Origin of the sequence: Sphingomonas adhaesiva, from assembly GCF_036946125.1 — a bacterium.
GTDB lineage: Bacteria > Pseudomonadota > Alphaproteobacteria > Sphingomonadales > Sphingomonadaceae > Sphingomonas > Sphingomonas adhaesiva_A.
In genome coordinates this window covers 464,203-489,195 of the sequence record NZ_JAQIJT010000001.1, presented here as the reverse complement: position 1 = coordinate 489,195, position 24,993 = coordinate 464,203, and the positions used below count along the sequence as shown (strand labels likewise).

The 24,993-nt window shown below is 69.9% G+C and carries 28 protein-coding genes; 13 read left to right on the top strand and 15 right to left on the bottom strand.

Annotated elements, in window-relative coordinates; translation table 11 throughout:
* Positions 1–94: 94 nt before the first annotated feature.
* Entirely contained in the window at positions 95–838 is a 744-nt protein-coding gene (locus tag PGN23_RS02435) for a molybdopterin-dependent oxidoreductase (protein WP_335301254.1), read from the bottom strand.
* Complete coding sequence (locus PGN23_RS02430) at positions 835–1,527, bottom strand: cytochrome b/b6 domain-containing protein (RefSeq protein WP_335301253.1); 693 nt, start codon at positions 1,525–1,527, stop codon at positions 835–837. Before PGN23_RS02430 ends, PGN23_RS02435 begins: the two co-directional genes overlap by 4 nt.
* A 26-nt stretch (positions 1,528–1,553) precedes the next feature.
* On the opposite strand from PGN23_RS02430, the gene PGN23_RS02425 reads away from it, so the two are divergent.
* A complete protein-coding gene (locus PGN23_RS02425; RefSeq protein ID WP_335301252.1) occupies positions 1,554–2,171 on the top strand; it encodes a flavin reductase family protein in 618 nt (205 codons plus the stop codon).
* Positions 2,172–2,177: 6 nt separating this feature from the next.
* Here the strand turns inward: PGN23_RS02425 and PGN23_RS02420 are convergent, their stop codons facing one another.
* The 5 genes from PGN23_RS02420 to PGN23_RS02400 all read right to left on the bottom strand — a co-directional run bounded on the left by PGN23_RS02420 (position 2,178) and on the right by PGN23_RS02400 (position 6,200).
* The gene (locus PGN23_RS02420) at positions 2,178–2,936 is read right to left on the bottom strand and encodes a sulfite exporter TauE/SafE family protein (RefSeq protein WP_335301251.1); all 759 of its coding nucleotides are present in this window, start codon (positions 2,934–2,936) and stop codon (positions 2,178–2,180) included.
* 106 nt (positions 2,937–3,042) lie between these two features.
* Positions 3,043–4,227: a 23S rRNA (adenine(2503)-C(2))-methyltransferase RlmN gene (gene rlmN / locus PGN23_RS02415; RefSeq protein ID WP_335302061.1), complete on the bottom strand. Its 1,185-nt coding sequence runs from the start codon at positions 4,225–4,227 to the stop codon at positions 3,043–3,045.
* Between the two features lie 11 nt (positions 4,228–4,238).
* Entirely contained in the window at positions 4,239–4,964 is a 726-nt protein-coding gene (locus PGN23_RS02410) for an NYN domain-containing protein (protein WP_335301250.1), read from the bottom strand.
* Positions 4,965–5,097: 133 nt separating this feature from the next.
* Entirely contained in the window at positions 5,098–5,571 is a 474-nt protein-coding gene (locus PGN23_RS02405) for a hypothetical protein (RefSeq protein ID WP_335301249.1), read from the bottom strand.
* Positions 5,568–6,200 carry a histidine phosphatase family protein gene (locus PGN23_RS02400; RefSeq protein ID WP_335301248.1) on the bottom strand — a complete coding sequence of 211 codons (633 nt, stop codon included), beginning with the start codon at positions 6,198–6,200 and terminating at the stop codon, positions 5,568–5,570. The genes PGN23_RS02405 and PGN23_RS02400 overlap by 4 nt, the downstream gene beginning before the upstream one ends.
* Positions 6,201–6,334: 134 nt before the next feature.
* Here PGN23_RS02400 and PGN23_RS02395 point away from each other — a divergent pair, with 134 nt between their 5' ends.
* Positions 6,335–6,961: an outer membrane protein gene (locus PGN23_RS02395; protein ID WP_335301247.1), complete on the top strand. Its 627-nt coding sequence runs from the start codon at positions 6,335–6,337 to the stop codon at positions 6,959–6,961.
* Between the two features lie 136 nt (positions 6,962–7,097).
* A complete protein-coding gene (gene dnaN, locus PGN23_RS02390; protein WP_335301246.1) occupies positions 7,098–8,201 on the top strand; it encodes a DNA polymerase III subunit beta in 1,104 nt (367 codons plus the stop codon).
* Positions 8,202–9,100: 899 nt separating this feature from the next.
* Here dnaN and ctaD read toward each other — a convergent pair.
* Positions 9,101–10,768 carry a cytochrome c oxidase subunit I gene (gene ctaD, locus PGN23_RS02385; RefSeq protein WP_335301245.1) on the bottom strand — a complete coding sequence of 556 codons (1,668 nt, stop codon included), beginning with the start codon at positions 10,766–10,768 and terminating at the stop codon, positions 9,101–9,103.
* A 4-nt stretch (positions 10,769–10,772) separates the two neighbouring features.
* On the bottom strand, positions 10,773–11,972 hold the full coding sequence (coxB, locus tag PGN23_RS02380; RefSeq protein ID WP_335301244.1) for a cytochrome c oxidase subunit II: 1,200 nt from the start codon (positions 11,970–11,972) through the stop codon (positions 10,773–10,775).
* A gap of 182 nt (positions 11,973–12,154) precedes the next feature.
* On the opposite strand from coxB, the gene pyrE reads away from it, so the two are divergent.
* The 8 genes from pyrE to PGN23_RS02340 all read left to right on the top strand — a co-directional run bounded on the left by pyrE (position 12,155) and on the right by PGN23_RS02340 (position 18,748).
* A complete protein-coding gene (pyrE, locus tag PGN23_RS02375; protein ID WP_335301243.1) occupies positions 12,155–12,739 on the top strand; it encodes an orotate phosphoribosyltransferase in 585 nt (194 codons plus the stop codon).
* On the top strand, positions 12,739–13,476 hold the full coding sequence (locus tag PGN23_RS02370; protein WP_335301242.1) for a pyridoxine 5'-phosphate synthase: 738 nt from the start codon (positions 12,739–12,741) through the stop codon (positions 13,474–13,476). Before pyrE ends, PGN23_RS02370 begins: the two co-directional genes overlap by 1 nt.
* A gap of 6 nt (positions 13,477–13,482) precedes the next feature.
* On the top strand, positions 13,483–13,902 hold the full coding sequence (gene acpS, locus PGN23_RS02365; RefSeq protein WP_335301241.1) for a holo-ACP synthase: 420 nt from the start codon (positions 13,483–13,485) through the stop codon (positions 13,900–13,902).
* Between the two features lie 6 nt (positions 13,903–13,908).
* Positions 13,909–14,850: a signal peptidase I gene (lepB, locus tag PGN23_RS02360; protein ID WP_335301240.1), complete on the top strand. Its 942-nt coding sequence runs from the start codon at positions 13,909–13,911 to the stop codon at positions 14,848–14,850.
* A 20-nt stretch (positions 14,851–14,870) separates the two neighbouring features.
* Positions 14,871–15,944, top strand: a complete 1,074-nt coding sequence (locus tag PGN23_RS02355) for an AI-2E family transporter (protein WP_335302060.1) — start codon at positions 14,871–14,873, stop codon at positions 15,942–15,944.
* 89 nt (positions 15,945–16,033) lie between these two features.
* Positions 16,034–17,041: a hypothetical protein gene (locus tag PGN23_RS02350; protein ID WP_335301239.1), complete on the top strand. Its 1,008-nt coding sequence runs from the start codon at positions 16,034–16,036 to the stop codon at positions 17,039–17,041.
* On the top strand, positions 16,987–17,550 hold the full coding sequence (locus tag PGN23_RS02345) for a DUF2141 domain-containing protein (protein ID WP_335301238.1): 564 nt from the start codon (positions 16,987–16,989) through the stop codon (positions 17,548–17,550). The genes PGN23_RS02350 and PGN23_RS02345 overlap by 55 nt, the downstream gene beginning before the upstream one ends.
* 10 nt (positions 17,551–17,560) lie before the next feature.
* On the top strand, positions 17,561–18,748 hold the full coding sequence (locus tag PGN23_RS02340) for a glycosyltransferase (RefSeq protein WP_335301237.1): 1,188 nt from the start codon (positions 17,561–17,563) through the stop codon (positions 18,746–18,748).
* Here the strand turns inward: PGN23_RS02340 and PGN23_RS02335 are convergent.
* Positions 18,700–19,446 carry a polysaccharide deacetylase family protein gene (locus tag PGN23_RS02335; RefSeq protein WP_335301236.1) on the bottom strand — a complete coding sequence of 249 codons (747 nt, stop codon included), beginning with the start codon at positions 19,444–19,446 and terminating at the stop codon, positions 18,700–18,702. The genes PGN23_RS02340 and PGN23_RS02335 overlap by 49 nt on opposite strands.
* Before the next feature lie 205 nt (positions 19,447–19,651).
* Here PGN23_RS02335 and PGN23_RS02330 point away from each other — a divergent pair, with 205 nt between their 5' ends.
* A complete protein-coding gene (locus PGN23_RS02330) occupies positions 19,652–21,271 on the top strand; it encodes an alkaline phosphatase D family protein (RefSeq protein WP_335301235.1) in 1,620 nt (539 codons plus the stop codon).
* A gap of 99 nt (positions 21,272–21,370) precedes the next feature.
* On the opposite strand, the gene PGN23_RS02325 is transcribed toward PGN23_RS02330, so the two are convergent.
* From PGN23_RS02325 to rpmF, 5 genes are all read right to left on the bottom strand, one after another.
* Entirely contained in the window at positions 21,371–21,703 is a 333-nt protein-coding gene (locus PGN23_RS02325; protein WP_335301234.1) for a MerR family transcriptional regulator, read from the bottom strand.
* Positions 21,704–21,708: 5 nt separating this feature from the next.
* A complete protein-coding gene (locus tag PGN23_RS02320) occupies positions 21,709–22,008 on the bottom strand; it encodes an integration host factor subunit alpha (RefSeq protein ID WP_335301233.1) in 300 nt (99 codons plus the stop codon).
* A gap of 87 nt (positions 22,009–22,095) precedes the next feature.
* Positions 22,096–23,076 carry a beta-ketoacyl-ACP synthase III gene (locus PGN23_RS02315; protein WP_335301232.1) on the bottom strand — a complete coding sequence of 327 codons (981 nt, stop codon included), beginning with the start codon at positions 23,074–23,076 and terminating at the stop codon, positions 22,096–22,098.
* Positions 23,073–24,110, bottom strand: coding sequence for a phosphate acyltransferase PlsX (gene plsX, locus PGN23_RS02310; RefSeq protein ID WP_335301231.1), 1,038 nt, complete (start codon positions 24,108–24,110; stop codon positions 23,073–23,075). Before plsX ends, PGN23_RS02315 begins: the two co-directional genes overlap by 4 nt.
* A gap of 40 nt (positions 24,111–24,150) precedes the next feature.
* The gene (gene rpmF / locus PGN23_RS02305) at positions 24,151–24,330 is read right to left on the bottom strand and encodes a 50S ribosomal protein L32 (RefSeq protein ID WP_335301230.1); all 180 of its coding nucleotides are present in this window, start codon (positions 24,328–24,330) and stop codon (positions 24,151–24,153) included.
* Between the two features lie 203 nt (positions 24,331–24,533).
* Between rpmF and PGN23_RS02300 the strand changes: the two genes are divergently transcribed.
* Complete coding sequence (locus PGN23_RS02300; RefSeq protein ID WP_335301229.1) at positions 24,534–24,971, top strand: MAPEG family protein; 438 nt, start codon at positions 24,534–24,536, stop codon at positions 24,969–24,971.
* The last annotated feature ends 22 nt before the right edge of the window (positions 24,972–24,993 follow it).

Genomic DNA, 24,993 nt, shown 5'->3' with positions numbered 1-24,993 from the left:
CCTCCGCGTCTCCGCGTGAACCAAACACGCTGGATACGGGCGGTCCGCTCGCCCGGCACGAACCCTCTTCGCGTCTTCGCGTCTTCGCGCGAACCTAGATCCCCGCCCACCAGTCGTAGTCGACGTTATCCTCCCAATATCCCCCGCGCCCCTTGCCGATGCCCGCAAGCGAATCGACCGCGGTGACGCGCATCAGATATTTGGCGTGCTTGTACCCCAACTGGCGCTCGACCCGCAGCCGCAGCGGTGCGCCGTGCCCGACGTCCAGGAAGCGATCGTTCATCGCCCAGGCGAGGATGGTCTGCGGGTGGAAGGCGTCGACGAGATCGATCGATTCGTAATAGGGTGCGCCGCCGTACAGATCGGCGCAGGTGAAGACGATGTAGCGCGCGCCGTCGCGCACGCCCGCCGCCTTCAGCACCTCGCCCAGCCGCGGCCCCTGCCACTTGCCGATCGCGCTCCACCCCTCGACGCAGTCGTGCCGCGTGATCTGCGCCCGCTGCGGAAAGGCGCCCAGGTCGCTCAGCGACAATCGCAACGGGCGCGCGACATGGCCATCCACCGTCAGCCGCCAGTCGGCGAACCGCCCTGCGCGCAGTGCCGCATATTCGGGCGTTCCCGGATCGCGCGTCCCGTTGGTGCGGAAGCGCGGCGACATCTGATCGGGGCGGAATTCCGGCGCGAGGGCGTCGCGGTGGGAGAGCGCGCGTTGCAGCCCGCGGTGCATGTCCTCCCCCTTGAACAGAATGGTGCGGACCTCGGGCTGCCGGATCACGCGGTCGCATCCCGCCAGCGCCAGCCCGGCACCGCCCGCGATGAGCGTGCGACGACGGATCATTCCGGTACTCTCCAGCGCCCGGTGACGATCGATCGCAGCTCGTTCCACGGTCCCGCCAGGATCACCATCGCCAGATGGACCACGGTGAAGCCCGCGATGGCCGCCATCGCGATGAAGTGGAGCGACCGCGCCGACTGCCGCCCGCCGAACAGGTCGAGCAGCCACGGCCAGATCGCATTCATCCCCGGCGAGAGCGCCAGCCCGGTCACGATCACGAGCGGCAGCAGGACGAACAGGACCGCGACATAGCTGAGCTTCTGCAGGACGTTGTATGCCCCCGGCGCCTCCGGATCGTGGAACCGCAGCGCAAGATGCGCGCGCGCATCGGCGGCGAGATGGGCCGGCGACAGGTCGCGCCGCCGCACGCGCAGATCGCGCGCGATATGGCGGTTGACCAGCGCCACGATCAGATAGGCGAGCAGCGAAAACGCCAGCACCAGCGCGAAGAACAGGTGCCAGCGCCGCGAGATCGCCAGATTGTAGCTCGCCGGGATCGTGATCCACGCCGGAAAGCGCGGCAGCGTGGCCCAGGCGTGGTCGAAATTGGCCCCATAGGCGCCCCAATAGAGCCGCGGATGCGCGTTGGAGATGCCGAGCCCCGACCCGATCAGCACGAACATGCTGACCGCGTTGACAGCGTGCCACACGCGCGTGGACAGCCGGTGACGGCGAATGACGGTTGCTCGCATGGTCATTGCCTAGCAGAACGCACGACATGACCGAATGGCATTCGTACGAACCCGCGCAGGGGCACGGCCTGCGCCACGATCCGCTCAACGCGATCGTCGCACCGCGCCCGATCGGCTGGATCAGCACCGTTTCCGCGCAGGGGGTGCGCAACCTCGCCCCCTACAGCTTCTTCAACCTGTTCGCGTATCGCCCGGCGATCGTCGGCTTCTGCTCGGCAGGGGCCAAGGATTCGCTCGCCAACGCGCAGGCGACGGGCGAGTTCGTCTGGAACCTCGCCACGCGCGATCTGGCCGAAGCGATGAACGCCACCTCCGCCGCGGTGCCCGCGGACCGGGACGAGTTCGCGCTCGCCGGGCTCGATACGCTGCCCTCGACGCGGGTGGCCCCGCCGCGCGTCGCCGCCAGCCCGGTGCAGTTCGAGTGCCAGGTGACGCAGGTCCTGCGCCTGGAGGGAAAGGACGGCGCGGCGATCGACTATTGGATGGTCTTCGGCGAGGCGGTCGCGGTCCACATCGACCGCGCGATGCTGGAGGACGGCATCTACCAGACCGCCCGCGCCCGCCCGATCACCCGCGGTGGCGGCCCGGCGGATTATTTCGAGATCGGCGAGGATGCGCTGTTCCGGATGCGGCGGCCGGACTGACCCCCGTCATCCATAAGCGCGCACGAAGAACACCGCGGTCGTGATGCCCGTGACCAGCAGGGTCCAAATCCGGACCAACCCCGCGGGCAGCCGTCGCCCGACCAGCGCGCCGCCCCAGCCGCCGAGCAGCGCGCCGGCGATCATCGGAGCGGCGGCCTCCCACCGGACCATGCCGGTCGCGACGAACACGATCGCGGCGGCGGCATTGGCGACGCCCAGCATCAGCGTGCGCGGCGCGAACAGCGCGCGCGGACCGATCCCCGCGAGCAGGCCGTAGAGCGCGGTGGTCATCAACCCCACGCCGCCGCCGAAATAGCCGCCATAGACGCCCAGCAGCGCCTGCATCGCCAGCAGCGTGCGCCGACCGATCGTCACCCGGCGTGCCAGCCAGTCGGCCGCACGCTTCCCCGCCAGCATCACCGCCAGCGCGAACAGCAGCAACCACGGGATGATGAGGTCGAACGCCCGCGTCGGGGTGAGCACCAGCAGCGCGCTGCCGACCAGCCCGGCGGCGAACGTGATGCCGCAGAGCAGCCGCCAGTCGACCCCGCCGACCGGCCCCAGCTCCGCCCGGTAGCCCCAGGCGCTCGCCCCCGCGCCCGGCAGCAGCGCCACGTTGGAGGTGGCATTGGCGATGTTCGCGGGGAGCCCGATCGCGATCAGCGCGGGCAGCGTGGCGAAGGTGCCGCCCCCCGCCAGCGCGTTCATCGCGCCCCCCAGCGTACCGGCGGCGAGGGCGAGCAGCATGTCCGATGCGGCGATCATCCGTCGCGTTCCCCGCCCATCGCCGTCGCCCCCTGCCGCAAGTCAAAGGCCCACGCCTTGATAGGCCCGCGGCGACAGGTCAACGCCGACCGCCGCGGCGGCCTCGTCAGCCGAGCGCGGCCTGCTTCTCCTCCGCCAGCCGGTCCAGCTCGGCGCGGGACTTCTTCTCGGCGGCGGTCTTCAGCTGGCCGCACGCCGCATCGATGTCGCGCCCGCGCGGGGTGCGGACGGGCGCGGAAATGCCGCCTTCGAAGATGATCTCGCTGAAGCGCCGCACGCGATCGGGGGTGGAGGTGTCGTAAGGCGCACCGGGCCAGGGGTTGAACGGGATCAGGTTCACCTTGGCGGGCAGCCTGTATTGCTTGAGCAGGCGGACCAGCTCGTGCGCCTCGGCATCCGAATCGTTCTTGTCCTTCAGCATCACATATTCGAACGTGATGCGCCGCGCATTGTTGGCGCCGGGATAGTCCGCGCACGCCTGTAGCAGTTCCTCGATGCCGTATTTGCGGTTGAGCGGCACGATCTCGTCGCGCACCTCCTTCGTCACCGCATGGAGCGACACCGCGAGGTTCACCCCGATCTCCGCACCGGCGCGTGCCATCATCGGCACCACGCCCGAGGTGGAGAGCGTGATCCGCCGCTTGCTGAGCGCGAGGCCGTCACCGTCCATGACGAGCTTCAGCGCGTCGCGCACCGCATCGAAATTGTACAGCGGCTCGCCCATGCCCATCATGACGATGTTGGTGAGCATCCGCCCCTCGGGCTGGCTGGGCCATTCGCCGAGCGCGTCGCGCGCCAGCATGACCTGCCCGACGATCTCGCCCGCGGTCAGGTTGCGCACCAGCCGCATCGTCCCGGTGTGGCAGAAGCGGCAGTTGAGCGTGCATCCCACCTGGCTCGACACGCACAAGGTGCCGCGATCGGCGTCGGGGATGAACACCATCTCGTAATCCTGCGCGTCGTCGCTGCGCAGCAGCCACTTGCGCGTCCCGTCCGACGACACCTGCGCCTCGATCACCTGCGGGCGGCCGATCACGAACCGCTCGGTCAGCCACGGATGCTGCGCCTTGGCGATGTCGGTCATCGCCGCAAAGTCGGTCGCGCCGCGGTTGTAGATCCAGTGCCAGATCTGCTTGGCGCGCAGCTTCGCCTGGCGCGCGTCGAGCCCGGCATCGGCCAGCACCTGCCGCAGCTGCTCGCGCGGCATCCCGATCAGGTCGAGGCGACCATCGGAGCGCGGCACCGCGGCGCGCGGGACGGGCACGGGATCGATGTGCCCGGGAATGGGCATGGCGGCGGTGGTCAAGATGCGGCTCCTTGCGCAAGCGACGTGACGTCCAAGCGACACGATCGCACGCCATCGACGTGCTGAAGAAGATCCGGTGCGGCGTGGGCGCCGAGCGGATCGAGAACAATATCCACGCCTTCGCGTCGGGCGAGCTTCGCGGGCGGGACAAAGTCGGCATCGGCGGCGACCAGCACGATCTGATTGACCTGTCGCTTGTAGGCCATCGCCGCGATATCCAGCCCAAGTCGCATATCGACGCCCTTCTGGATGACATCCAGTTCGAAATCGTCGTCAGCCGGCGCGAAGCCGTCCTTCTGCCAGCGGTCGAGAGCTTGCGGTTTCAGACGCCAGGGGGACAATTTGTCGTTCAGGCGACCCAGTCGCACCGCGACCTTGCGCGTCCGGTGCAGGCGGTCGTGGATAGCCAGACGAAGGCGCGCCTCCGGTGTCGTCGCCAGGTTGATCGATCGCCGCCCCACCGGGGTGTGAATCCGCTTCGTCAGCGGGGGGCAGTCATAGAAGAAGATGCGGTAGAGTTCGGCCGACTCCTGAGCCGCCTGGGCCGGGCCGGTCGCACCGAACCATCCCGGCGTCGCCTGCAGCCGTATCGACACATGAAACGCCGCCAGGCAAACGACACCGAAAGCGACGTCATCGGCACTGGCAGCGTCGAGCCCGGGGAATGCCTTGTTGAAGCGGCGCAGGAAAAACGCGCCATCGATCACGACGGCAGTTGCCATTGACGATGCACCAGAAACAGGTTGCCCCCGGGAGCGGCCTTGAGCTGATATCTGCTCTTGCGAGCGCCTCAAGACGGCCGCCGGGGGCCTGATGCTCTACAGATAGGCAAAAAGCATCGGAATTGCAACCGCGCTACCGGCACCCCAGTTGCGCGGCGTCGATCGCGGTGGGGGCGCCCGCCAGCGCGTAGACGTCGGTGATCGCGCCGCCCGCCGCGTCTGCCGACGTGACGGTCATCGCGCGCCCGCCCCGCATCGCGCCGACGATCGCGCGATCGGTGGCGGCATCGGGCGCGCGCGCGTCGCGGCGGTCGCCGACCAGCGAGAAGCGCCGCTCCCCCACCGCCAGCGTGATCGCCGCGCCGGTGCCGCGCGCGCGCGACAGCCGAACGAAGACCGCGGGAGAGCCGCTCGCCCCGGAGCGCGCGGCGACGGTGGCGAAGGCGCCGCTGCGGTCGGGCGTGCCGTCGCCGGCCACCGGCTGCGCGATCGCGAAGCAGCGCGGCGGCTGCGAATCGCGCAGCGCGGCCCAGCGCTCCCACACGCCCAGCGCGGTGCGCTCTCCCGCGAGCAACAGCAGCAGTGGCAGCGCCAGCGACAGGGTCACGCGGGGGCGTGTCCGGTGCCGAGATGGACGACCGTCTCGCGCCCGCGCTCGACCATCGTCACCGTTCCCTGCGGATGCCCCGGCAGCACCGGCGCACCGCAGGCGTCGACCGGCGCGCCGGTCATCACGCCGCGCAGCACCCGGCTGGAGATGCCGTGCATGATGACCAGCCGGTCGCCCTCGTCGTCGTCGGTCTCCGCGAGCCAACCCGACACCCGCGCGGCGATCCGGTCGTATGTCTCGCCGTCGGGCGCGCAGGTCAGCAGCCCGCCGGGCTGGACCACGGGCCCGTGCTCCGCGGTCAGATCGGCATAATAGCGCCCGCCCCACGATCCCATGTCGATCTCGGTCAGGCGCGCGTCGGTGCGCGCCTGGTGCCAGTCGAGTTCCAGATGCTCGGTGACGATCGCCAGCGTCTGGAGCGCGCGGCCGGTCGGCGACGCCCACAGCGTCAGCGCGGGCTTCGCCCCCAGCGCCGCGCGCAACGCCCGCCCCATCTCGTCCGCCTGCGCGAAGCCGGCGCGGGTCAGCGGCGTGTGCGGCGCGTCGCCCTGCATCCGGCGCGCGGCGTTGAAGACGGTTTCCCCGTGGCGCGCGATGAAATCGCGGCCCTTGCGTGTGCTGCTCATCGCTGCGGTGTCCCGCGGCTGTTGCCGAGATGCAACGGAAATTCCTGTTTATATGAGGTTCATGCAACGCCGACGCCCGCCGCTATTTGAACCGCCACGCCCCGCGATCGGGGCGGGCAATTTCGGAGTGAGACATGCGTAAGCTTGCAATGGTCCCCATGGTGCTGGGCAGCGCGGCCGCGTTCGGCGCGATGCTGGCAACCCCCGCGCTGGCGCAGGACGGCCCCTTCAACGGGCCGCGCGTCGAGGCGCTGGCCGGGTACGACAACGTGAAGGACGGCGGCGACGGCGATTCGGAGGGGCGCAGCGGCTTCGCGTACGGCGGGCTGCTCGGCTACGACATCCAGCGCGGCAACACCGTCTTCGGCGTGGAGGGCGAGATCACCGACGCCACGACCAGCACGCGCAGCTATAACGAGATCGTCGCGGGCGACCGCCTGTCGGTCGACGCGGGCCGCGACCTCTATGTCGGCGGCCGCGTCGGCTACGCCATCTCCCCGCTGGCGCTGCTCTATGCGAAGGCCGGCTACACCAACGCGCGGGTCGAGAGCCGCTACAACAGCGGCGCCACCGGATCGAGCGAGCTGGTCGACAAGGTCAACCTCGACGGTTTCCGCCTGGGCGCGGGGCTGGAGTACAACATCTCGCCGAGCGCGTTCGTGAAGGGCGAGTATCGCTATTCGCACTACGGCAAGCTCGACGATTACGACATCGACCTCGACCGGCACCAGCTGATGGCCGGCGTCGGCGTCCGCTTCTGATCCTTTCGGCTTGGGGCCGAAAGTCGGGACCGGAAAGGAGGGTCGGGGCGCTTGCCCCGGCCCTTCTTTTTTGGTTAGGAAAAGTCGGCCAATTGCCCCTGGTGAGATGTGACCTGCGGGCCGGGGGAAGAGTGAGATGAAGGCGACGATCGAACGCGCGACGCTGCTGAAGGGGCTGAGCCACGTCCAGTCGGTGGTGGAGCGGCGCAATACCATCCCCATCCTGTCGAACGTGCTGCTGGAGGCGACCGCCGAGGGGCAGCTGCGGCTGATGGCGACCGATCTCGACCTGCAGATCAACGAATCGGTCGCCGCCGCGGTCGACCAGCCGGGCGCCACCACGGTATCGGCGCACACGCTGTTCGACATCGCGCGCAAGCTGCCCGAGGGCGCGCAGGTGTCGATCACCGCGGCGGAGGGTCGCATGACGATCGTCGCGGGGCGTGCGCGCTTCTCGCTCGGCACGCTGCCGCGCGACGATTTCCCGGTGATCGCGGAGGGCGAGCTGCCGCACCAGTTCGAGCTGGCGGTCGAGACGCTGAAGCAGATCATCGACAAGACGCGCTTCGCGATCTCCACCGAGGAGACGCGCTATTACCTGAACGGCATCTTCCTCCACACCGCGGAGGGCGTGCTGAAGGCCGCGGCGACCGACGGCCACCGCCTCGCGCGCGTGACGGTCGACCAGCCCGACGGCGCCAGCGGGATGCCCGACGTGATCGTGCCGCGCAAGTGCATCGCGGAGCTGCGCAAGCTGCTCGACGAGGTCGACGGCTCGGTCGGGGTGTCGCTGTCGGGGACGAAGATCCGCTTCGACCTGGGGCAGGCGGTGCTGACGTCGAAGCTGATCGACGGCACCTTCCCCGATTACAGCCGCGTCATCCCGACCGCGAACGACAAGATCCTGAAGCTCGATCCCAAGAGCTTCATGCAGGGCGTCGACCGCGTGTCGACCATCGCGACCGAGAAGACGCGCGCGGTGAAGATGGCGCTGGACCGCGACAAGATCACCTTGTCCGTCACGAGCCCGGAGAACGGCACCGCCGCGGAGGAAGTGCCCGGCGACTATACGTCGCTGCCGTTCGAGATCGGCTTCAACAGCCGCTATCTGCTCGACATCCTGGGCCAGATCGACACCGACCTGGTCGAGGTCCACCTGGCCGACGCCGCCGCACCGACGCTGATCCGCGAAAACGACAAGAGCGCCGCGCTCTACGTCCTGATGCCGATGCGGGTGTAATCGGAGGCGCTCGTACCCCGGAAGACGGGGCGAGCGCGTTTCCGGTCGTGCGGGCGGTTCCCTAACCGCCGCGCGACGCGGGGCTGGCGGGCCTTCGTAGCAAGCGTCCGGAGCGCCGCCGGTGGCTCGCGGCAGCCTGCCACGATCGATCCACCCTCGGCTCGCCGCCGACGTTCTCGCGTGGGCGCGACCCCTCTCCCCCGGGAGCGGAGATGTCTCCGCGGGGGCGTCGGCAGGACGCCCCCGCCCCGGCCGTGTTCCGGCGCAAGCGACACCTAGGCGAAATGGGTCCAACAGCACCGGGTTCACGCCGTGCTCCTGCGCACGCAGGAGCACCGCATGGCCTTTTGCGAAGGTCTCGCCAAGGCCGGAGCGTGATGGCAATCGGGGTGCGGGATGATGACAGGGCCCACGCCTTGATTCCGGCCTTCCCCTTTTCTCTACCCCGGCGGAGGCGGGACCTTTGCAAAACGGGCGCAACAACACCGAGCCCATGCCGTGCTCCTGCGTAGGCAGGAGCCCAGGGCCAAGCAGAACAACCCCTTATCGGACCTGTAGCCCTGGGCCCCTGCCTACGCAGGAGCACGGGGAGCCTTTTGCAAAGGTCCCGCGGAGGCCGGGACCCAGCATCGGCACGCTCTCAAGATGCTGAAAACCGCGGTCCAGTTGGGCCCCGGCCTCCGCCGGGAAACGAAGTTCTTTGCAAAGGTCCCGCAATGGCCGGGGTCCCGTGACGACTGGCTTGTGAGATGCGGCACTGTTGCCCAACTGAACCACGGCCTTCGCCGGAATGGCGGTTGTGGCCGGGGCGCGCCGCGTGGATCAAACTTCAGCGGTCGACAAAAAAAGGCGGGGGAGCCTGTGCTCCCCCGCCTCGTTTCGTCGCGCTTCGTGTCGGATCAGTCGATCTTCGGCAGCGTCTCGAACTGGTGGAACGGCGGCGGGCTGGACAGCGTCCATTCCAGCGTGGTCGCGCCCTCGCCCCAGGGATTGTCGGGCGCCTTCTTGCCGGCCAGCAGCGACCAGATCACGTTGACGAAGAAGATCGCCATGCCCGCGGCCATGATCATGTAGCCGATGGTCGCGACCGTGTTCCAGTGCGCGAAGGCATCGGGATAATCCGGGTAGCGGCGCGGCATCCCCTGCAGGCCCAGGAAGTGCATCGGGAAGAACAGGATGTTCACGCCGATGAAGAACACCCAGAAGTGCAGCTGGCCCAGCAGCTCCGAATACATCCGGCCCGACATCTTCGGGAACCAATAATAGAAGCCGGCGAACAGCGAGAACACCGCACCCAGCGACAGCACGTAGTGGAAGTGCGCCACCACGTAATAGGTATCCTGCATATAGTCGTCGACGCCGCCGTTGGCGAGGACGACGCCGGTCACGCCGCCGACGGTGAACATGAAGATGAAGCCGATCGCCCAGGTCATCGGCGTCGGGAAGCGAAGCGAGCCGCCCCACATCGTCGCGATCCAGGAGAAGATCTTGATGCCGGTCGGCACCGCGATCACCATCGTCGCGGCGGTGAAGTACATCTTCACGTTCACGCTCATGCCGGTGGTGAACATGTGGTGCGCCCACACGACGAAGCCGACGACGCCGATCGCGACCATGGCATAGGCCATGCCGAGATAGCCGAAGACCGGCTTGCGGCTGAACGTCGCGACGATGTGGCTGATGATGCCGAAGCCCGGCAGGATCATGATGTACACTTCGGGGTGGCCGAAGAACCAGAACAGATGCTGGTACAGCACCGGATCGCCGCCGCCGGCCGGATCGTAGAAGGTGGTGCCGAAGTTGCGATCGGTCAGCAGCATCGTGATCGCCGCGGCCAGCACCGGCAGCGCCAGCAGCAGCAGGAACGCGGTGACCAGCACCGACCAGGCGAACAGCGGCATCTTGTGCAGCGTCATGCCCGGGGCGCGCATGTTGAAGATGGTGGTGATGAAGTTGATCGCGCCCAGGATCGAGCTGACGCCCGCCAGGTGGAGCGACAGGATCGCCATGTCGACCGACGGCCCCGGCTCACCATAGGTGGAGAGCGGCGCATAGACGGTCCAGCCGGTGCCCGCACCGCCGAAGAACGGCGACGCCAGCAGCAGCGTGAAGGCGGGGATCAGCAGCCAGAAGCTGATGTTGTTCATCCGCGGGAAGGCCATGTCGGGCGCGCCGATCATGATCGGCACGAACCAGTTGCCGAACCCGCCGATCATCGCCGGCATCACCATGAAGAACACCATGATGAGGCCGTGCGCGGTCACCAGCACGTTCCACAGGTGGAGCGCCTGGTCGAAGCTCTGCTCCTGCCCGCCGTGCAGCATCGCCACCCACTTCGGCAGATACTGGATGCCGGGGTGCATCAGCTCCGCGCGCATCAGGCCCGAGATCGCGCCGCCGATGATGCCGGCGACGATCGCGAAGATCAGATAGAGGGTGCCGATGTCCTTGTGGTTGGTGGACATGAACCAGCGCGCGAAGAAGCCGGGCTTGTGGTCGGCGTGCGCGTCATGATGATGGTCGTCGTGCGCCTGGAACGCTGACGGGTGGAGCGCGGTATCGGTCATGGTCTCAGCGTCCGGCTTCGCCGACGCCACCGGGGTTGCCGGTCGCGCCTTGCGGGGAAGTGGGGGGAGTGTCGGTGCCGTTGACGGTCGGGCCGGTCATGTTGCCGGCGTCCGCCGCCTCGGTCATCACCGCCGCCGAATTGTCGGCGCCCGGCTGCGGGATCACCGAGTCGGAGGGCTTGCCGGGGGCCGGCATCGAGCCGCCCTTGGCGCGGACCCAGGCCGCGAACTGCGCCGGCGTCACCGCCTCGACCGCGATCGGCATATAGGCGTGACGCGCGCCGCACAGCTCCGAACACTGGCCGAAATAGACGCCGGGCTTCTCGATCGTGAAGCTGGTCTCGTTCAGGCGGCCGGGGATCGCGTCCAGCTTGATCCAGAAGGCGGGCATCGCCCAGCTGTGGATCACGTCGTTCGCGGTGGTGATAAGGCGGATCGGCACGCCGACCGGCAGCACGACGCGACTGTCGGTCGCCATCAGGCGCGGACCGTCGGCATCGGTGCGGAATCGCTCGCCGGCGGGAACCTCGCCCTTTTCCTTCAGCATGTTGGCGGTGATCTCGATCCCGCCGTGGTCCGGATACTGGTAGCTCCAGAACCACTGATTGCCGATCGCCTTCAGCGTCACCGCACCCGCCGGCGCCGGCTTGAACTGCGCCTGGAGCAGGCCGATCGAGGGCACCGCGATCGCGACCAGGATCAGCACCGGCGCCAGCGTCCACACCACCTCGATCGCGGTGTTGTGGCTGGTCTTCGACGGAACCGGGTTGCGCGCGGCGCGGAAGCGGATCGCCACCCACACCAGCAGCAGCAGCACGAAGACCGAGATGATCGTGATGAGCGGGAACAGGATCTTGTCGTGGAACCAGTGCGCGCGCAGGCCATTCTTCGTGACCTGCTCCTGGATGCTCATCCGGCCGTCGGTCGGCTGGCCCAGGTGCGGGGTCGGCGCCATCGGCGGTGCGCCGTCCTGCGCCAGCAGTGGCGAGGCGGGTGCGGCGTCCGGCTTCTGCAGCGCGCCACCCGAGGTGCCCTGCTTCGAATCGGCGGGGCGCAGCCCGGTCGGTGCCGCGGTCGCGGCGGTGGCCGGCGAAGTGGCGGCGGGCGACGTCGTGGTGGGCGCCTGCGCCATGGCGGTGCCCGCGACGCCGGCGACCGCCAGCCCCGCTGCGAGCATCCATCCCTTGAACCCGGTTTTCAGCATCGTAATTCCGTCACCCCTGCTCGTCGCGCACGCGTCCGCGCGCCGGGCGTCAGAGCGCCCCTCCCCATCGGCCTATATTGAAACCACCCCCCCGCCTCAAGGGGGCGCGGCAATCTCCGTCTTTCGCGCGTTGCACGGCGGCGGAGGCGGACGTATGGCGCCGGACAGGAGGCCGACCGACCATGACCGACGACGAGGTGCTCGCCGAATTCCGTGCCGCCGATGCGCTGCTGGAAGGGCATTTCATCCTCTCCTCCGGCCTGCGCTCCCCGCGCTACCTGCAATGCGCGCGCGTGCTGATGGACCCCCGCCGCGGCGCGCGGCTGGCCGAGGCGCTGGCGGCGCGCCTCCCGACCGACCTGCGCGCACGGATCGGGGCGGTCGTCTCGCCCGCGATGGGCGGGGTGATCGCCGGGCACGAGATGGCGCGCGCGCTGGGCGTGGAGGCGATGTTCGTCGAGCGCCCCGGCGGCACGTTCGAGCTGCGCCGCGGCTTCCGCCTGTCACCGGGGCAGGAGGTGCTGATGATGGAGGACGTCGTCACCACCGGGCTGTCGAGCCGCGAGGCGATCGCGGCGATCGAGGCGGCGGGCGGGCGCGTGATCGCTGGCGCAGCGCTGGTCGACCGCTCGTTCGGGAAGGCGGACATCGGGGTGCCCTTCTACCCGCTGATCCGGCTCGACGTGCCGACCTACGAAGCCGACGCGGTCCCGCCCGAGCTCGCGGCGATCCCGGCGATCAAGCCGGGCAGCCGGGCCGCCGCCTGATGGCCGCGCCCGCTCCGCTGCGCCTGGGGGTCAACATCGATCACGTCGCGACGGTGCGCAATGCGCGCGGCGGCGACACGCCCGATCCGGTGCGCGCGGCGCTGCTCGCGGCGCAGGCGGGGGCGGACGGCATCACCGCGCACCTGCGCGAGGATCGCCGCCACATCACCGACGCCGATATCGAGCGGCTGGCGACCGGGCTGTCGGTTCCGCTCAACCTGGAGATGGCGGCGACCGGGGAGATGCTCGCCATCGCGCTGCGCCACCGCCCGCACGCCGCCTGCATCGTGCCCGAGAAGCGCGAGGAGCGCACGACCGAGGGCGGGATCGACGCCGCGGGGCAGCACAACCGGCTCGCCCCGATGGTGCGCGAACTGGGGGCGGCGCGCATCCGCGTGTCGCTGTTCATCGAGCCCGACCCGCGGCAGGTATCGGCGGCGGTATCGCTGGGCGCGCCGGTGGTGGAGCTGCACACCGGCCGCTACGCCGAACTGTCGGGCGCGGCGCAGGTCGCCGAGCTGCGGCGGCTGTCGGACGCCGCCGCGCTGGCGGCGAAGAACGGGATCGAGGTGCACATGGGCCACGGCCTGACCTTCGACAATGTCGCGCCGATCGCCGCGATCCCGCAGGTACGCGAGCTGAACATCGGCCACTTCCTGATCGGCGAGGCGATCTTCGTCGGGCTGGAGGCGAGCGTGCGCCGGATGAAGGACCTGATGGAGGCGGCGCGTGGGTGAGGCCGCATGATCGTCGGGCTGGGCTCCGACCTGTGCAATATCGAGCGGATCCAGGCGTCGCTCGATCGCTTCGGCGAGCGGTTCGAGAACCGCGTCTTCACCGAGGTCGAACGCGCGAAGGCGGCGAGGCGGCCGTTCACGCGCGCGGGCACCTATGCCAAGCGCTTCGCCGCCAAGGAGGCGTTCAGCAAGGCGGTGGGCACCGGGTTCAAGGCCGGCGTGTTCATGAAGGACATCGGCGTCGTCAACGCCCGCTCGGGCGCGCCGACGCTGGCGCTGACGGGCGGCGCGAAGGCGCGGCTGGACGCGATGGTCCCGGACGGGCACACGCTGCGCATCCATCTGACATTGACCGACGACCATCCCTGGGCGCAGGCGTTCGTCATCATCGAGGCGGTGCCCGCCGGCGCCGCACCAGCCGAGTAGCCGCCGATGGCCGAGGAGATCGCAGTGCCGGCCGAAGTCCCCCGCGAGGAGAGCGCCGAGAAGGCCGCCCCCGCCCGCTTCGACTGGTGGGGGGAGGCCAAGGGCCTGTTCTGGCTGATCCTGGCGGTGCTGGGATTCCACAGCTTCGTCGCCAAGCCCTTCTATATCCCCAGCGAATCGATGCTGCCGGGGTTGATGGTGGGCGACCGGCTGGTCGTGTCGAAATTCGCCTATGGCTGGTCGTTCGTATCGCCGACGATCCCCGATCCGGTCGCGATCGTGAAGGACGTGGTGCTCCACCGGCCGGTCGACAGCTGGTCGGTGCAGCTTCCCTTTATCCACGGGCGCTTGTTCGGGCGGATGCCGGAGCGCGGCGACGTGGTGATCGTCACCCCCCCGGGGCAGTCGAGCGACTATATCAAGCGTGTGATCGGGCTGCCCGGCGATACGCTGGCGGTGCGCGGCGGCGTCGTGATCCTGAACGGCAGGCCGGTGGCGCGCGGGCCGCTCCACTATCGCGACCTGCCGGTGGACGCCAACGCGACCTGCGATCCGGCGCAATATTACGGCGCGCGCACCGTCCTGCCGGGCGGGCGCACCGTCTGTCGCCTGCCGATCGTGACCGAGACGCTGCCGAACGGCCGCCGCTACGACACGGTCGATCTGGAACCCGACAGCCCCGGCGATTATTACGGCCCCGTGAAGATCCCCGCCGACCACGTCTTCCTGATGGGGGACAACCGCGACCGCTCCGCCGACAGCCGCTTCGCGCTGGGCGGGTTCGAACGCGGGCTGGGCGGGCCGGTGCCCTATGAGAATCTGGGCGGGCGCGCCGAATTCATCACCTTCTCGGTCGACGGGCAGGCGACGTGGAACCCGCTGACCTGGCCGGGCGCGTTCCGCCCCGGCCGCGCGGGCACCTCGCTCCACCCGGCGCGGATCAAGTGACCGACGCCGTCGCCGTGCCGATCGCGGCCGATGGCGAGCGGGTCCATGTCGTCGCCGGCGCGAGCCCGCACGAGGTGCGCGATCCCGCCACCCGCAACGAGATCCGCCGGGCCGCGGTGTGGCTCGGCATGGCGAGCGCGATCGCGCTGGTCGTGCTGCTGGTGCAGCCGCTGCTCATCATCTTCGGCGGGCTGGTCTTCGCCGCGCTGCTCGACGGCGGCGTCCGGCTGCTGGGGCGGGTGCTGCCGATCGGGCGGGCGTGGCGGCTGCTGATCGTCTGCCTGCTGACGATCGCGTTCCTGGCCGGCACCTTCTACCTGGCCGGCGTCCAGATCGCCGCGCAGGCGACGCAGCTGCGCTCCACCGTCGAGACGCAGGCGATGCGCGTCGCGGGGCTCTTGTCGGAACACGGGATGATGCCCGCCGCGTCCGATCTCAACGGCCTCGCCCGGCAGGCGGTGTCGTCGCTGGGGCGCGTCACCTCCTGGGTGGGCAGCGCGTTCGGCGCGCTGACCACGATGTTCATGATCCTGGTCATCGGGCTGTTCGTCGCGATGGACCCGCGGCTTTACGACCGCGGGCTGCAATGGATGGTGCCGGAGGCGAACCGCGTCGAGTTCGCGGTGACGATGCAGCGCATGGGGCGCACGCTGCGCCGGCTGCTGGCAGGAAGGCTGCTCGGCATGGCGGCGGAGGGCGTGCTGACCGGCATCGCGCTGATGCTCGGCGGGGTGCCGATGGCGCTGATCCTGGGCATCCTGACCGGGTTGCTCGCCTTCATCCCCAATATCGGCGCGTTCGTCTCCGGCGCGCTGATGATCGCGGTCGGCTTCTCCGCGGGCTACGACACCGGGCTGTGGGCGATCGGCACCTATGTCATCGTGCAGGGGTTCGACGGCTATGTCCTGATCCCGATGGTGGCCAAGCGGACCGTCGACCTGCCCCCCGCGCTGACGCTGGGCGCGCAGATCCTGGCGAGCGCGCTGTTCGGCATCATGGGGCTGGCGCTGGCCGATCCGATGACCGCGCTCATCAAGACCGCGATGGAGCGCCGCTCCGAGAATGTCGAGAATGCGCCCGCCCCGCCGGCGTGACGCGTGGTGGTGGAATCCCGCGATCCGCGCTGTTACAGCGGCGCGACACAATCCCCGGTCGCGGCGTTGCGTAGCGCGATCCGGGCAGGATGAGCCGCTTGCACGCCGACGATCCCTCCAAACCCCCGGCCGATCCCGCCCCGCTCCCCTCGGCGCTCGCCGCGATGGTGTCGCTGGAGCCGGTCGAGCGGCTGCGGCGGCGCTGGCCGCGCTACCTGGCCGCGGCGCTGACCGCGGCGATGCTGGTCGGGCTGGGACGCGAGTTGCTGGGGCAGGGGCTGGCGGGGCTGCGCCGCGCGGTGCCGTCGTCGTCCGCCTTCTATCTCTTCTTCCTGCTGTCCTATTTCGCGCTGCCGATGTTCGAGTTCGGCATCTTCCGCCGCCTGTGGTCGGTGCCCGCCTCCGCCTTCCTGGCGCTCAACCGCAAGCGCGTCGCGAACGACGTGCTGATCGGCTATTCGGGCGACGCCTATTTCTACGCCTGGGCCAGCGCCCGGCTGAAGATGGTGGCGGCCCCGTTCGGCGCGGTGAAGGACGTCAGCATCCTGTCCGCGCTGGCGGGGAACCTGTCCGGGTTCCTGCTGGGCATCGTCGCCTTGCCGCTGGGCTATCAGCTCATCGCCCCCGACGTGCTGCGGATCATGCTGTGGTCGGTCGGTCTGGTCGTGCTGCTGACCGCCTTCTTCCTCGTCTTCTCCTCGCGCGTGTTCTCGCTGCCGCGGCGGCAGTTGTGGTTCGTCTTCGCGATGCACATGTTGCGGATCGCGTTCGCCAATATCACGATCGCGCTGGCGTGGTCCTATGCGGTGCCCAGCGTGTCGGTGGGGATGTGGCTGTTCCTGGTCGCGGGACGCCAGCTGATCTCGCGCCTGCCGCTGCTGCCCAACAAAGACCTGCTTTTCGCCAATTTCGCGATCCTGTTCATCGGCGAGGATCAGTTGTTGTCGGATCTGATGGCGTTCACCGCAGCGTCAATCCTGGCGATGCATGTGGTGGTGATCGCGCTGCTGGGCGCGGAATATGCGGTGGAAAGGACACGGACATGGCGACCGGAGGGGCGACCGGACGGGCGACCGGACGAGCGGGTGGCAGGCTGACGGCGGCGGCGGTCGCGGCGGCGTGCGCGCTGCTGGCGGCGGCTCCGGCGGCCGCGCAGGTGCTGGGCAGCGACGCGGCCGCCTGCAACGGCGGCCAGGGCCCCGCGATCCGCGCCACGATCACCGGGCTGAAGGACACGAAGGGCGCGCTGAAGCTGGAATTGTACCCGGCGAACGAGGAGGACTTCCTGGCCGGCGACGACGATCTGGCGCGTCGCGGCAAGCCGTTCCGCCGCATCAGCGTGGGCGTGCCCGCGGGCGGCACCGCGGTGATGTGCATTCGCGTGCCCCAGCCCGGGCGCTGGGCGCTGTTCGCCGGGCACGACCGCGACGGCAAGCCCAAGTTCAATTTCTGGAGCGACGGCGCGGGCTTCCCCAGCGCGCGCAAGATCGGCCGGTCGCGCCCGAAGCTGGAGGACGCGCTGATCGACGTCGGCCCGGGCGTCACCCACACCACGATCCGCATGCAGTATCTGCGTGGGCTCGGCGGGTTCAGCCCCGCATCGTAGGGCGCGCGCGATGCGGATCGTCGACGTCAACGAGCTGTATTCCCCCACCGGGGGCGGCGTGCGCTCGTACATCGATCGCAAGCTGGCGATCATGCCGGAGCTGGGCCACGAGCAGTTCGTGATCGCGCCCGGCCGCGAGGATCGCGTGGAGGAACGCCCCGGCGGTGCGCGGATCTATTTCGTGAAGGCGCCGGGCATGCCGTTCGACGCGAATTACGGCCTGTTCTGGGACGCGGCGCCGATCCACCGCCTGCTCGACGAACTGCGCCCCGACGTGGTCGAGAATTGCACGCCGTGGCGCCCCGCCAGGATCGTCGCCGATTGGGAAGGCCCCGCGATCAAGGCGTGGTTCCTCCACAACGACAACAAGGAAGCCTATCCCAAGCGCTGGTTCGGCCGCTTCGCCTCGGAGCGGACGATCGAGCGCGCGTTCGGCTGGTACGACCGCTTCATGGGTCGGGGGATGGCGCGGTTCGACACGATCGTGACGAACGGCCCCGTCCTGACCGAGCGGCTGACCGCCCGGGGCCTGCGCGTCGATGCGACGATGACGCTGGGGATCGAGCGCCAGCATTTCTCGCCGGTCCACCGCAGCCCCGCGCTGCGCGCCGCGATGCTGGCGCAATGCGGCCTGCCGGAGGACGCGCACCTGCTGATCGGGGTCGGACGGCATCATCCCGAAAAGCAGTGGCCGATGGTGATCGACGCGGTCCGTCGCGCGGGCAACCGGCTGCCCGTCGGGCTGGTGCTGCTGGGGCTGGGCCCCGATACGCGCACGCTGGAGCGGCATATCGCGCAGAGCCCGCACGTGCGGCTGTTCCAGCCCGTCTACGACCGGCTTCAGCTGTCGGCGGTGATGGCCAGCGCGGACGCCTTCATCCACGGCTGCTGCGTCGAGACGTTCGGGATGGTCGCGTCGGAGGCGCTCGCCTCAGGCCTGCCGCTGATCGTCCCCGACCGCGGCGGCGCGGCGGCGCTGGCGCAGCCCGAGTTCGCGGAAACCTATCGCAGCAGCGACGCCTATGACTGCGCCGCCGCGATCGTCCGGCTGCTGTCGCGCGACGATGCGGTGGTGCGCGCCGCGGCGGTGCGCGCGGCGGATACCGTCACCAGCGACCGCGACCATGCGACGCGGCTGGTGGCGCATTATCAGTCGGTGATCGACGCGCGCGCGGCGGGGGCGAGAAGGTCGGCATAGCGCGACGCGCGATGCCGGCGGAACGCGGCGAAGGTGCGGTCGATACTGTCCAGCAGCTGCGGCACGCGCACGTCGCCGGGATGGACCGCGATCCGCACCGTCCCGCTCGGCTGGAGCACGCGCCGCAGCAGCGCGGCGGCGGCGAGCGACGACAGCTGGCGCGGGCGCGAGCGGCTGGCCCAGGTGATGACCGGCCCGCGCGCGACGATCCGCCCGGTATCGGGGCGCCACACCTTCGCATGATCCTCCGCCAGCGCGAACCCGGCGTCGCCCAGCGCCGCGCGGGCCTCGCCCGAGTAGAGCCACGCCGGCGCGATGAATCCCGCCGCCGCCTGCCCCGTGGCATCCTCGACCAGCGCCTTGCCGCGCCGCATCCGCGCCAGCGCCTCCGCCCGGTCGAGCCCCAGGAACTCGCCCTCCCCCGCGGTCATGTGCTTCGCCTTGAGCGCCGCGGCGCCCGTATGCCGCGAATCGTCCAGATGCGACCAGCCGTGGACGAACATCTCGACCCCCGCCTCCGCCCAGCCGCGCAGGCGACGCGCGAACGCCGGGGTGATCGGCGCCGCATTCCAGTGATCGGGCACCACCAGCATCGCCAGCCGCTGCCCGACGTGCGGTGCCAGGCGATCGAGCAGCCGGTCGACCTCGCCCTCGAACCGGGGCGAGACGTCGTGGATGGAGGCGAGGAGGCGTTTCATGTCGCGGTGACAGCATGACGGGAAGGCAAACTCAACCCGGTCCCGTCACCCCGGCCCTGAGCCGGGGTAACGCTTTCGTACCGACGTTGCCGAAGAAGCGGGACCCCGGGTCAAGCCCGGGGTGACGGCACGTCGGGACCCCCTTGCCTGTCATCACCGCGTCACCGATCATGCCGCAAGGGAGCGCAAACAAAGGGATAAAGCCATGATCGTCACCCGCCGCTCGCTCCTCGCCACCGCCACGCTGGGGGTGGGGGCCTTCGCGCTCCCCGGACTGGGCGTGGCGCAGACGGTCATGACCGCGCGCGGCTTCACCCATTCGGTCGCCAGCGGCGAGCCCGGGCAGGACACGATGCTGCTGTGGACGCGCTACGTCCCCGCCGGCGGCGATACGGCGCGGCTGGTGGCGGAGATCAGCGAGACGCCGGACTTCGCGCGCATCGTCGCCAGCGGCGCGATCATCACCGGCGCGTGGCGCGACTGGACCGCGAAGGTCACGCTCGATGGCCTGCGCGCCGGCACGCGCTACCATTATCGCTTCGTCGCCGCGGACGGCACGCGCAGCCCGGTGGGCGTGACGAAGACGCTGCCGGCGGGCGACGCGCGCGGCTTCCGGGCGGCGGTCTTCTCCTGCTCCAACATCGGGTTCGGCTTCTTCACCGCTTATGGCCACGCCGCGGCGCGCGACGACATCGACCTGGCGATCCACCTCGGCGACTATTTCTACGAATACGGCCCCGGCACATATCCGGCCGCGGCGCAGCAGGTCGCCGGGCGCCTGCCGCTCCCGAACGGCGAGACGATCCACCTCGCCGACTACCGCCTGCGCTTCGCCAGCTACCGCGCCGACCCCGATCTCCAGGCGCTCCACGCGCGCGTGCCGTGGATCGTGCAGTGGGACGATCACGAGAGCGCCAACGATTCGTGGGAGGGGGGCGCGGAGAATCACGATCCCGCGACCGAGGGCGACTGGAATGCGCGCCGCGCCGCCAGCGTCCAGGCGTATCGCGAGTGGATGCCCGTCTCCGACGAACCGTGGAAGGCGTATGAGATCGGCACGCTCGCGACGCTGTGGCGCACCGAGACGCGGCTGTTCGCCCGCTCGCACCAGAACGAGATCGACGCCATCCTGAAGCAGCCCGACCGCGACGCCGCGCTGCGCCGCTTCCGCGACACCGTCTGGGCCGATCCGGCGGTGACGATGATGGGGTCGCAGCAGGAATCGTGGCTGGCGCACGACATGGCGCGATCGGTGCGGCAGGGGCAGAAGTGGCAGGTCGTCGGGTTCGGGACGATCATGGGCAACCTGTCGACCCCGCCGCAGACCGCGGGCTGGATCGATCCGGCCAACACCCGCGCCGTCGCCTATGTCCAGGCAGGCATCGCCGCGGCCAGGGCGGGGCTGCCGTCCAATTTCGATTCGTGGGGCGGCTATCCCGCGGCACGCGCCCGCTTCCTGAAGAGCGCGCAGGGCGCCGATGCGAACCTGATCGTGATCTGCGGCGACAGCCACAATGCCTGGGCGTTCGACCTGGCGCACGACGGGCGCGCCGCGGGGGTCGAGTTCGCGGGTCATGCGGTGACCTCGCCCGGCTACGAAAGCGCGATCCGGCGCGATCCCGCGGAGGTGGCGCGCGCGCTGGTCGCGGCGAACCCGGAGCTGAAATGGTGCGACACGTCGCGGCGGGGCTATATGGCGATGACGATCACGCCCGAGGCGGTGCGCAACGACTGGCTGTTCGTCGACACGATCGCGCAGCGTCGCGCGACCGCCAGCGTCGGCCACAGCGCCGAGGTGAAGCGCGGCCGGCGGGTGATGGGGTAGGAGCAACATCCTTCCGTCATTCCCACGGAGGCGGGGATCCAGATGCGCTGACGTGCGGGCAAGTGGCGCAGCGGAAGGGCGGGTGGCTGACGACCGACCCTATTCGTCCGCCGCGAGCGCCCGCGCGAGCATGTCGCGCACCTCGCGCAGGTCCGGCGCGGCGGCGGCAGCGATCACGCCGCGGCGCTCCGCGGCGAGCAGTTGCTGCACCCCCTTCAGCGTATAGCCGTCATGACGCAGCAGCCGGTCGATCCGCTCGATCAGCGCGACATCGGCCGGGCGATAGTAACGGCGGTTGCCCGCGCGCGTGACGGGGCGCAGCTGCGGGAAGCGGCTTTCCCAATAGCGCAGCACGTGCGCGGCGACCCCGGTCGCGCTCGCGACCTCGCCGATGGTGCGAAAGGCGGCGGCGGATTTGGCGTCCGACGCCACGTGGCTCAGCCGCCGTTGTTGATGCGGTCGCGCATCATCTGGCTGGCGCGGAAGGTCAGCACGCGGCGCGGTGCGATCGGCACCTCCACCCCGGTCTTCGGATTGCGACCGACGCGCTCGCCCTTGTCGCGCAGCACGAAGGTGCCGAAGCCGGAAATCTTGACGTTCTCGCCCTGCGAGAGCGCGTGGCACATCTTGTCCAGGATCTGCTCGACCAGCCGCGCCGAGTCCGCGCGCGACAGCCCGACGCCGCGGTGCAACGACTCGGAAAGATCAGCGCGGGTGAGCGTGCCTGCTTCGGTCATGTCCGTTTCCAACCCCCAAGTATCGCCCGACGACGGCGGGCACCCATCACGATCGTTCACGCCACCATGCGGACGGACTGATCGATGTCAAATCCGTAGTACCGCCGCGCCCCAGGTGAAGCCGCCGCCCATCGCCTCCAGCACCACGATCTGTCCCGCGACGACACGTCCGTCGCGCACCGCCTGGTCGAGCGCCAGCGGCACCGAGGCGGCGGAGGTATTGGCATGCCGGTCGACGGTCATCACCACCTTCTCGGCCGGCAGCGACAGCTTGCGCGCGGTGGCGTCGAGGATGCGCGCGTTCGCCTGATGCGGGACGACCCAGTCGACCGCATCGGTCGGCAGCCCGGCCGCGGCCAGCGCCTCCTCCATCACCGCGGCCAGATTGACCACGGCGTGGCGGAACACCTCGCGCCCCTTCATCCTGAGCTTGCCCACGGTGCCGGTGGTGGAGGGACCGCCGTCGACGTAGAGCAGCTCGTTGTGGCGGCCATCGGCGTGGAGCCGCGTCGCCAGTATTCCCCGCGCGCCCGCATCGGTCGCGTCGTCGGGGGTGTCGCGCGCCTCCAGCACGATCGCACCCGCACCGTCGCCGAACAGCACGCAGGTGGTGCGATCCTCCCAGTCGAGAATGCGGCTGAACGTCTCCGCACCGATCACCAGCGCGCGGCGCTGCACCCCGGAGCGCAGCATCGAATCCGCGACCTGCACCGCATAGAGGAATCCCGAGCAGACCGCGGCGACGTCGAACGCGACGCAGTCGTCGACGCCCAGCATCGCCTGCACCTTCGTCGCGGTCGCGGGGAAGGTATTGTCGGGCGTGGCGGTGGCCAGCACGATCAGGTCGATGTCCTGCGCGGTCACCCCCGCGGCGGACAGCGCGGCCAGCGCGGCGTCGCGCGCCAGCGTCGCGGTCGTCTCCCCCTCGCCCGCGATATGGCGGAAGCGGATGCCGGTGCGCTCGACGATCCACTCGTCTGTGGTGTCGACCAGCGCCGCCAGCTCGGCATTGGAGACGCGCCGCGCCGGCAGCGCGGAGCCGGTACCGATCAGGACCGAACGGATCATGCCGCTGCCTTCGATTCGAAATTGCCCAGGTCGGTCGCGATGCGACGCGCCAGATCGGCCTTCACCATCTTGGCGGCATTGCCGATCGCGGTGGCGATGCCCAGCTCGTTGGCGCCGCCGTGGCTCTTCACCACCAGCCCGTTCAGCCCCAGGAAGACCGCGCCATTGTGGTTGTTGGGATCGAGATGGTCGCGCAGCAGCTCGGTCGCGGGGCGCGAAATCAGGAACCCCACCTTCGACCTGACCGAGCTGCGGAAGGCGCGCTTGAGCAGGTCGGCGACGAATCGCGCGGTGCCCTCCGCCGTCTTGAGCGCGATATTGCCGGAAAAGCCGTCGCACACGATCACGTCGTGCTCGCCGCGCGACAGGCGGTCGCCCTCGACGAAGCCGGTGAAGGTCATCGGCAGGTGCGGCGCGTCGCGCAGCATCTGCGCGGCGTCGCGGATCTCGTCGGTGCCCTTCTGCTCCTCGCTGCCGATGTTCAGCAACGCGACGCGCGGCGGCGCGGCGAGGTCGAGCGTGGTGCGCGCATAGGCCGCGCCCATCACCGCGAACTGCACCAGGTTGCGCGCATCGCATTCGGTGTTGGCACCGAGGTCGAGCACCACCACGTCGTTGTCGCCCAGCGTCGGCAGCAGCGCCGCGAGCGCGGGGCGGTCGATGCCGGGCATGGTACGCAGGCTCAGCTTCGCCATCGCCATCAGCGCGCCGGTATTGCCCGCCGATACCGCGGCGCCCGCGCGCCCCTGTTTCACGCAGTCGATCGCGATGCCCATCGAAGTCGTCTTCGCACGGCGAATCGCCTGGCTGGGCTTCGCATCGCCCGCGATCACGTCGGGGGCGTGGACGATTTCCGCATGCTGCGACAGGTTGGGGTGGTTGGCGAGGCCGGCGCGAATCGCCGCCTCGTCCCCCACCAGCAGGAACGCCATGTCCGGATCGCGGCGGCGCGCGCGCGCCACCCCGGCCAGCATGACCGCCAGCCCCTCGTCACCGCCCATCGCATCGATGGCGATCCGGGACATGTCGGACATAGCTGGGGACCGTTCCTGAAAAGTCGGTGCTACCTGCGAATCAGGCGTCGACCGAGACGACCTCGCGGCCGTTATAGTGGCCGCAGGCGGTGCACAGGTTGTGCGGGCGCTTCAGCTCGCCGCAGTTCGGGCATTCCTGGAACGCCTCGACCGACAGCGCGTCGTGCGCGCGGCGCATGCCACGGCGGGAGGGGGAAGTCTTTCGCTTGGGGACGGCCATCGCGGCACCTTGATCTGTCTAGTGTTCGAAACAACGATGCGCCGCTGCACGCGCCCGTGCGACCCGCCGCATCGGCCGGCCGCGGCAGGCAGCCGGGCATCGGCTCGCATCGCGAAGTGACGCGCCTATAGCGAAATCCCCGCCGGTTGCAAGCCGTGCACGCCGATGGCACGAGGGGCGGCGACAGGAAAAAGGGACATGCGATGTTGCTGCCGATCACGCTGACCATCGCCGCGGCCTGTGCCGCGCTCAACCTCTGGCTGGCGCTGCGCATCGTGCCCGGACGCATGAAGGGCAAGGTGCTGCTGGGCGACGGCGGCAGCGAGGCGCTGCTGGCGCTCCAGCGCGCGCACGCCAATTTCACCGAATATGCGCCGTTCGTCCTCGTCCTGCTGGCGCTGATCGAGCTGGCGGGGGCGTCGCCGGCATGGCTGTGGGTGGCGGGCGTCGCCTTCGTGCTGGCGCGCGTGGCGCACGGGCTGGGAATGGTGCGCCCGGCACCCAATCCGCTGCGCGCGGGCGGCGCGCTGCTGACATGGGCGGTGCTGGCGCTGCTCGCCGGCTGGGCGCTGGCGCTCGCCTACGGCGCGGAGGCCGCGCCGCGCACGATCGAGCTGGCGCCGGTGTCCGCGGCGGGGTGAAGGACGGCAACAGCCGGTCGGC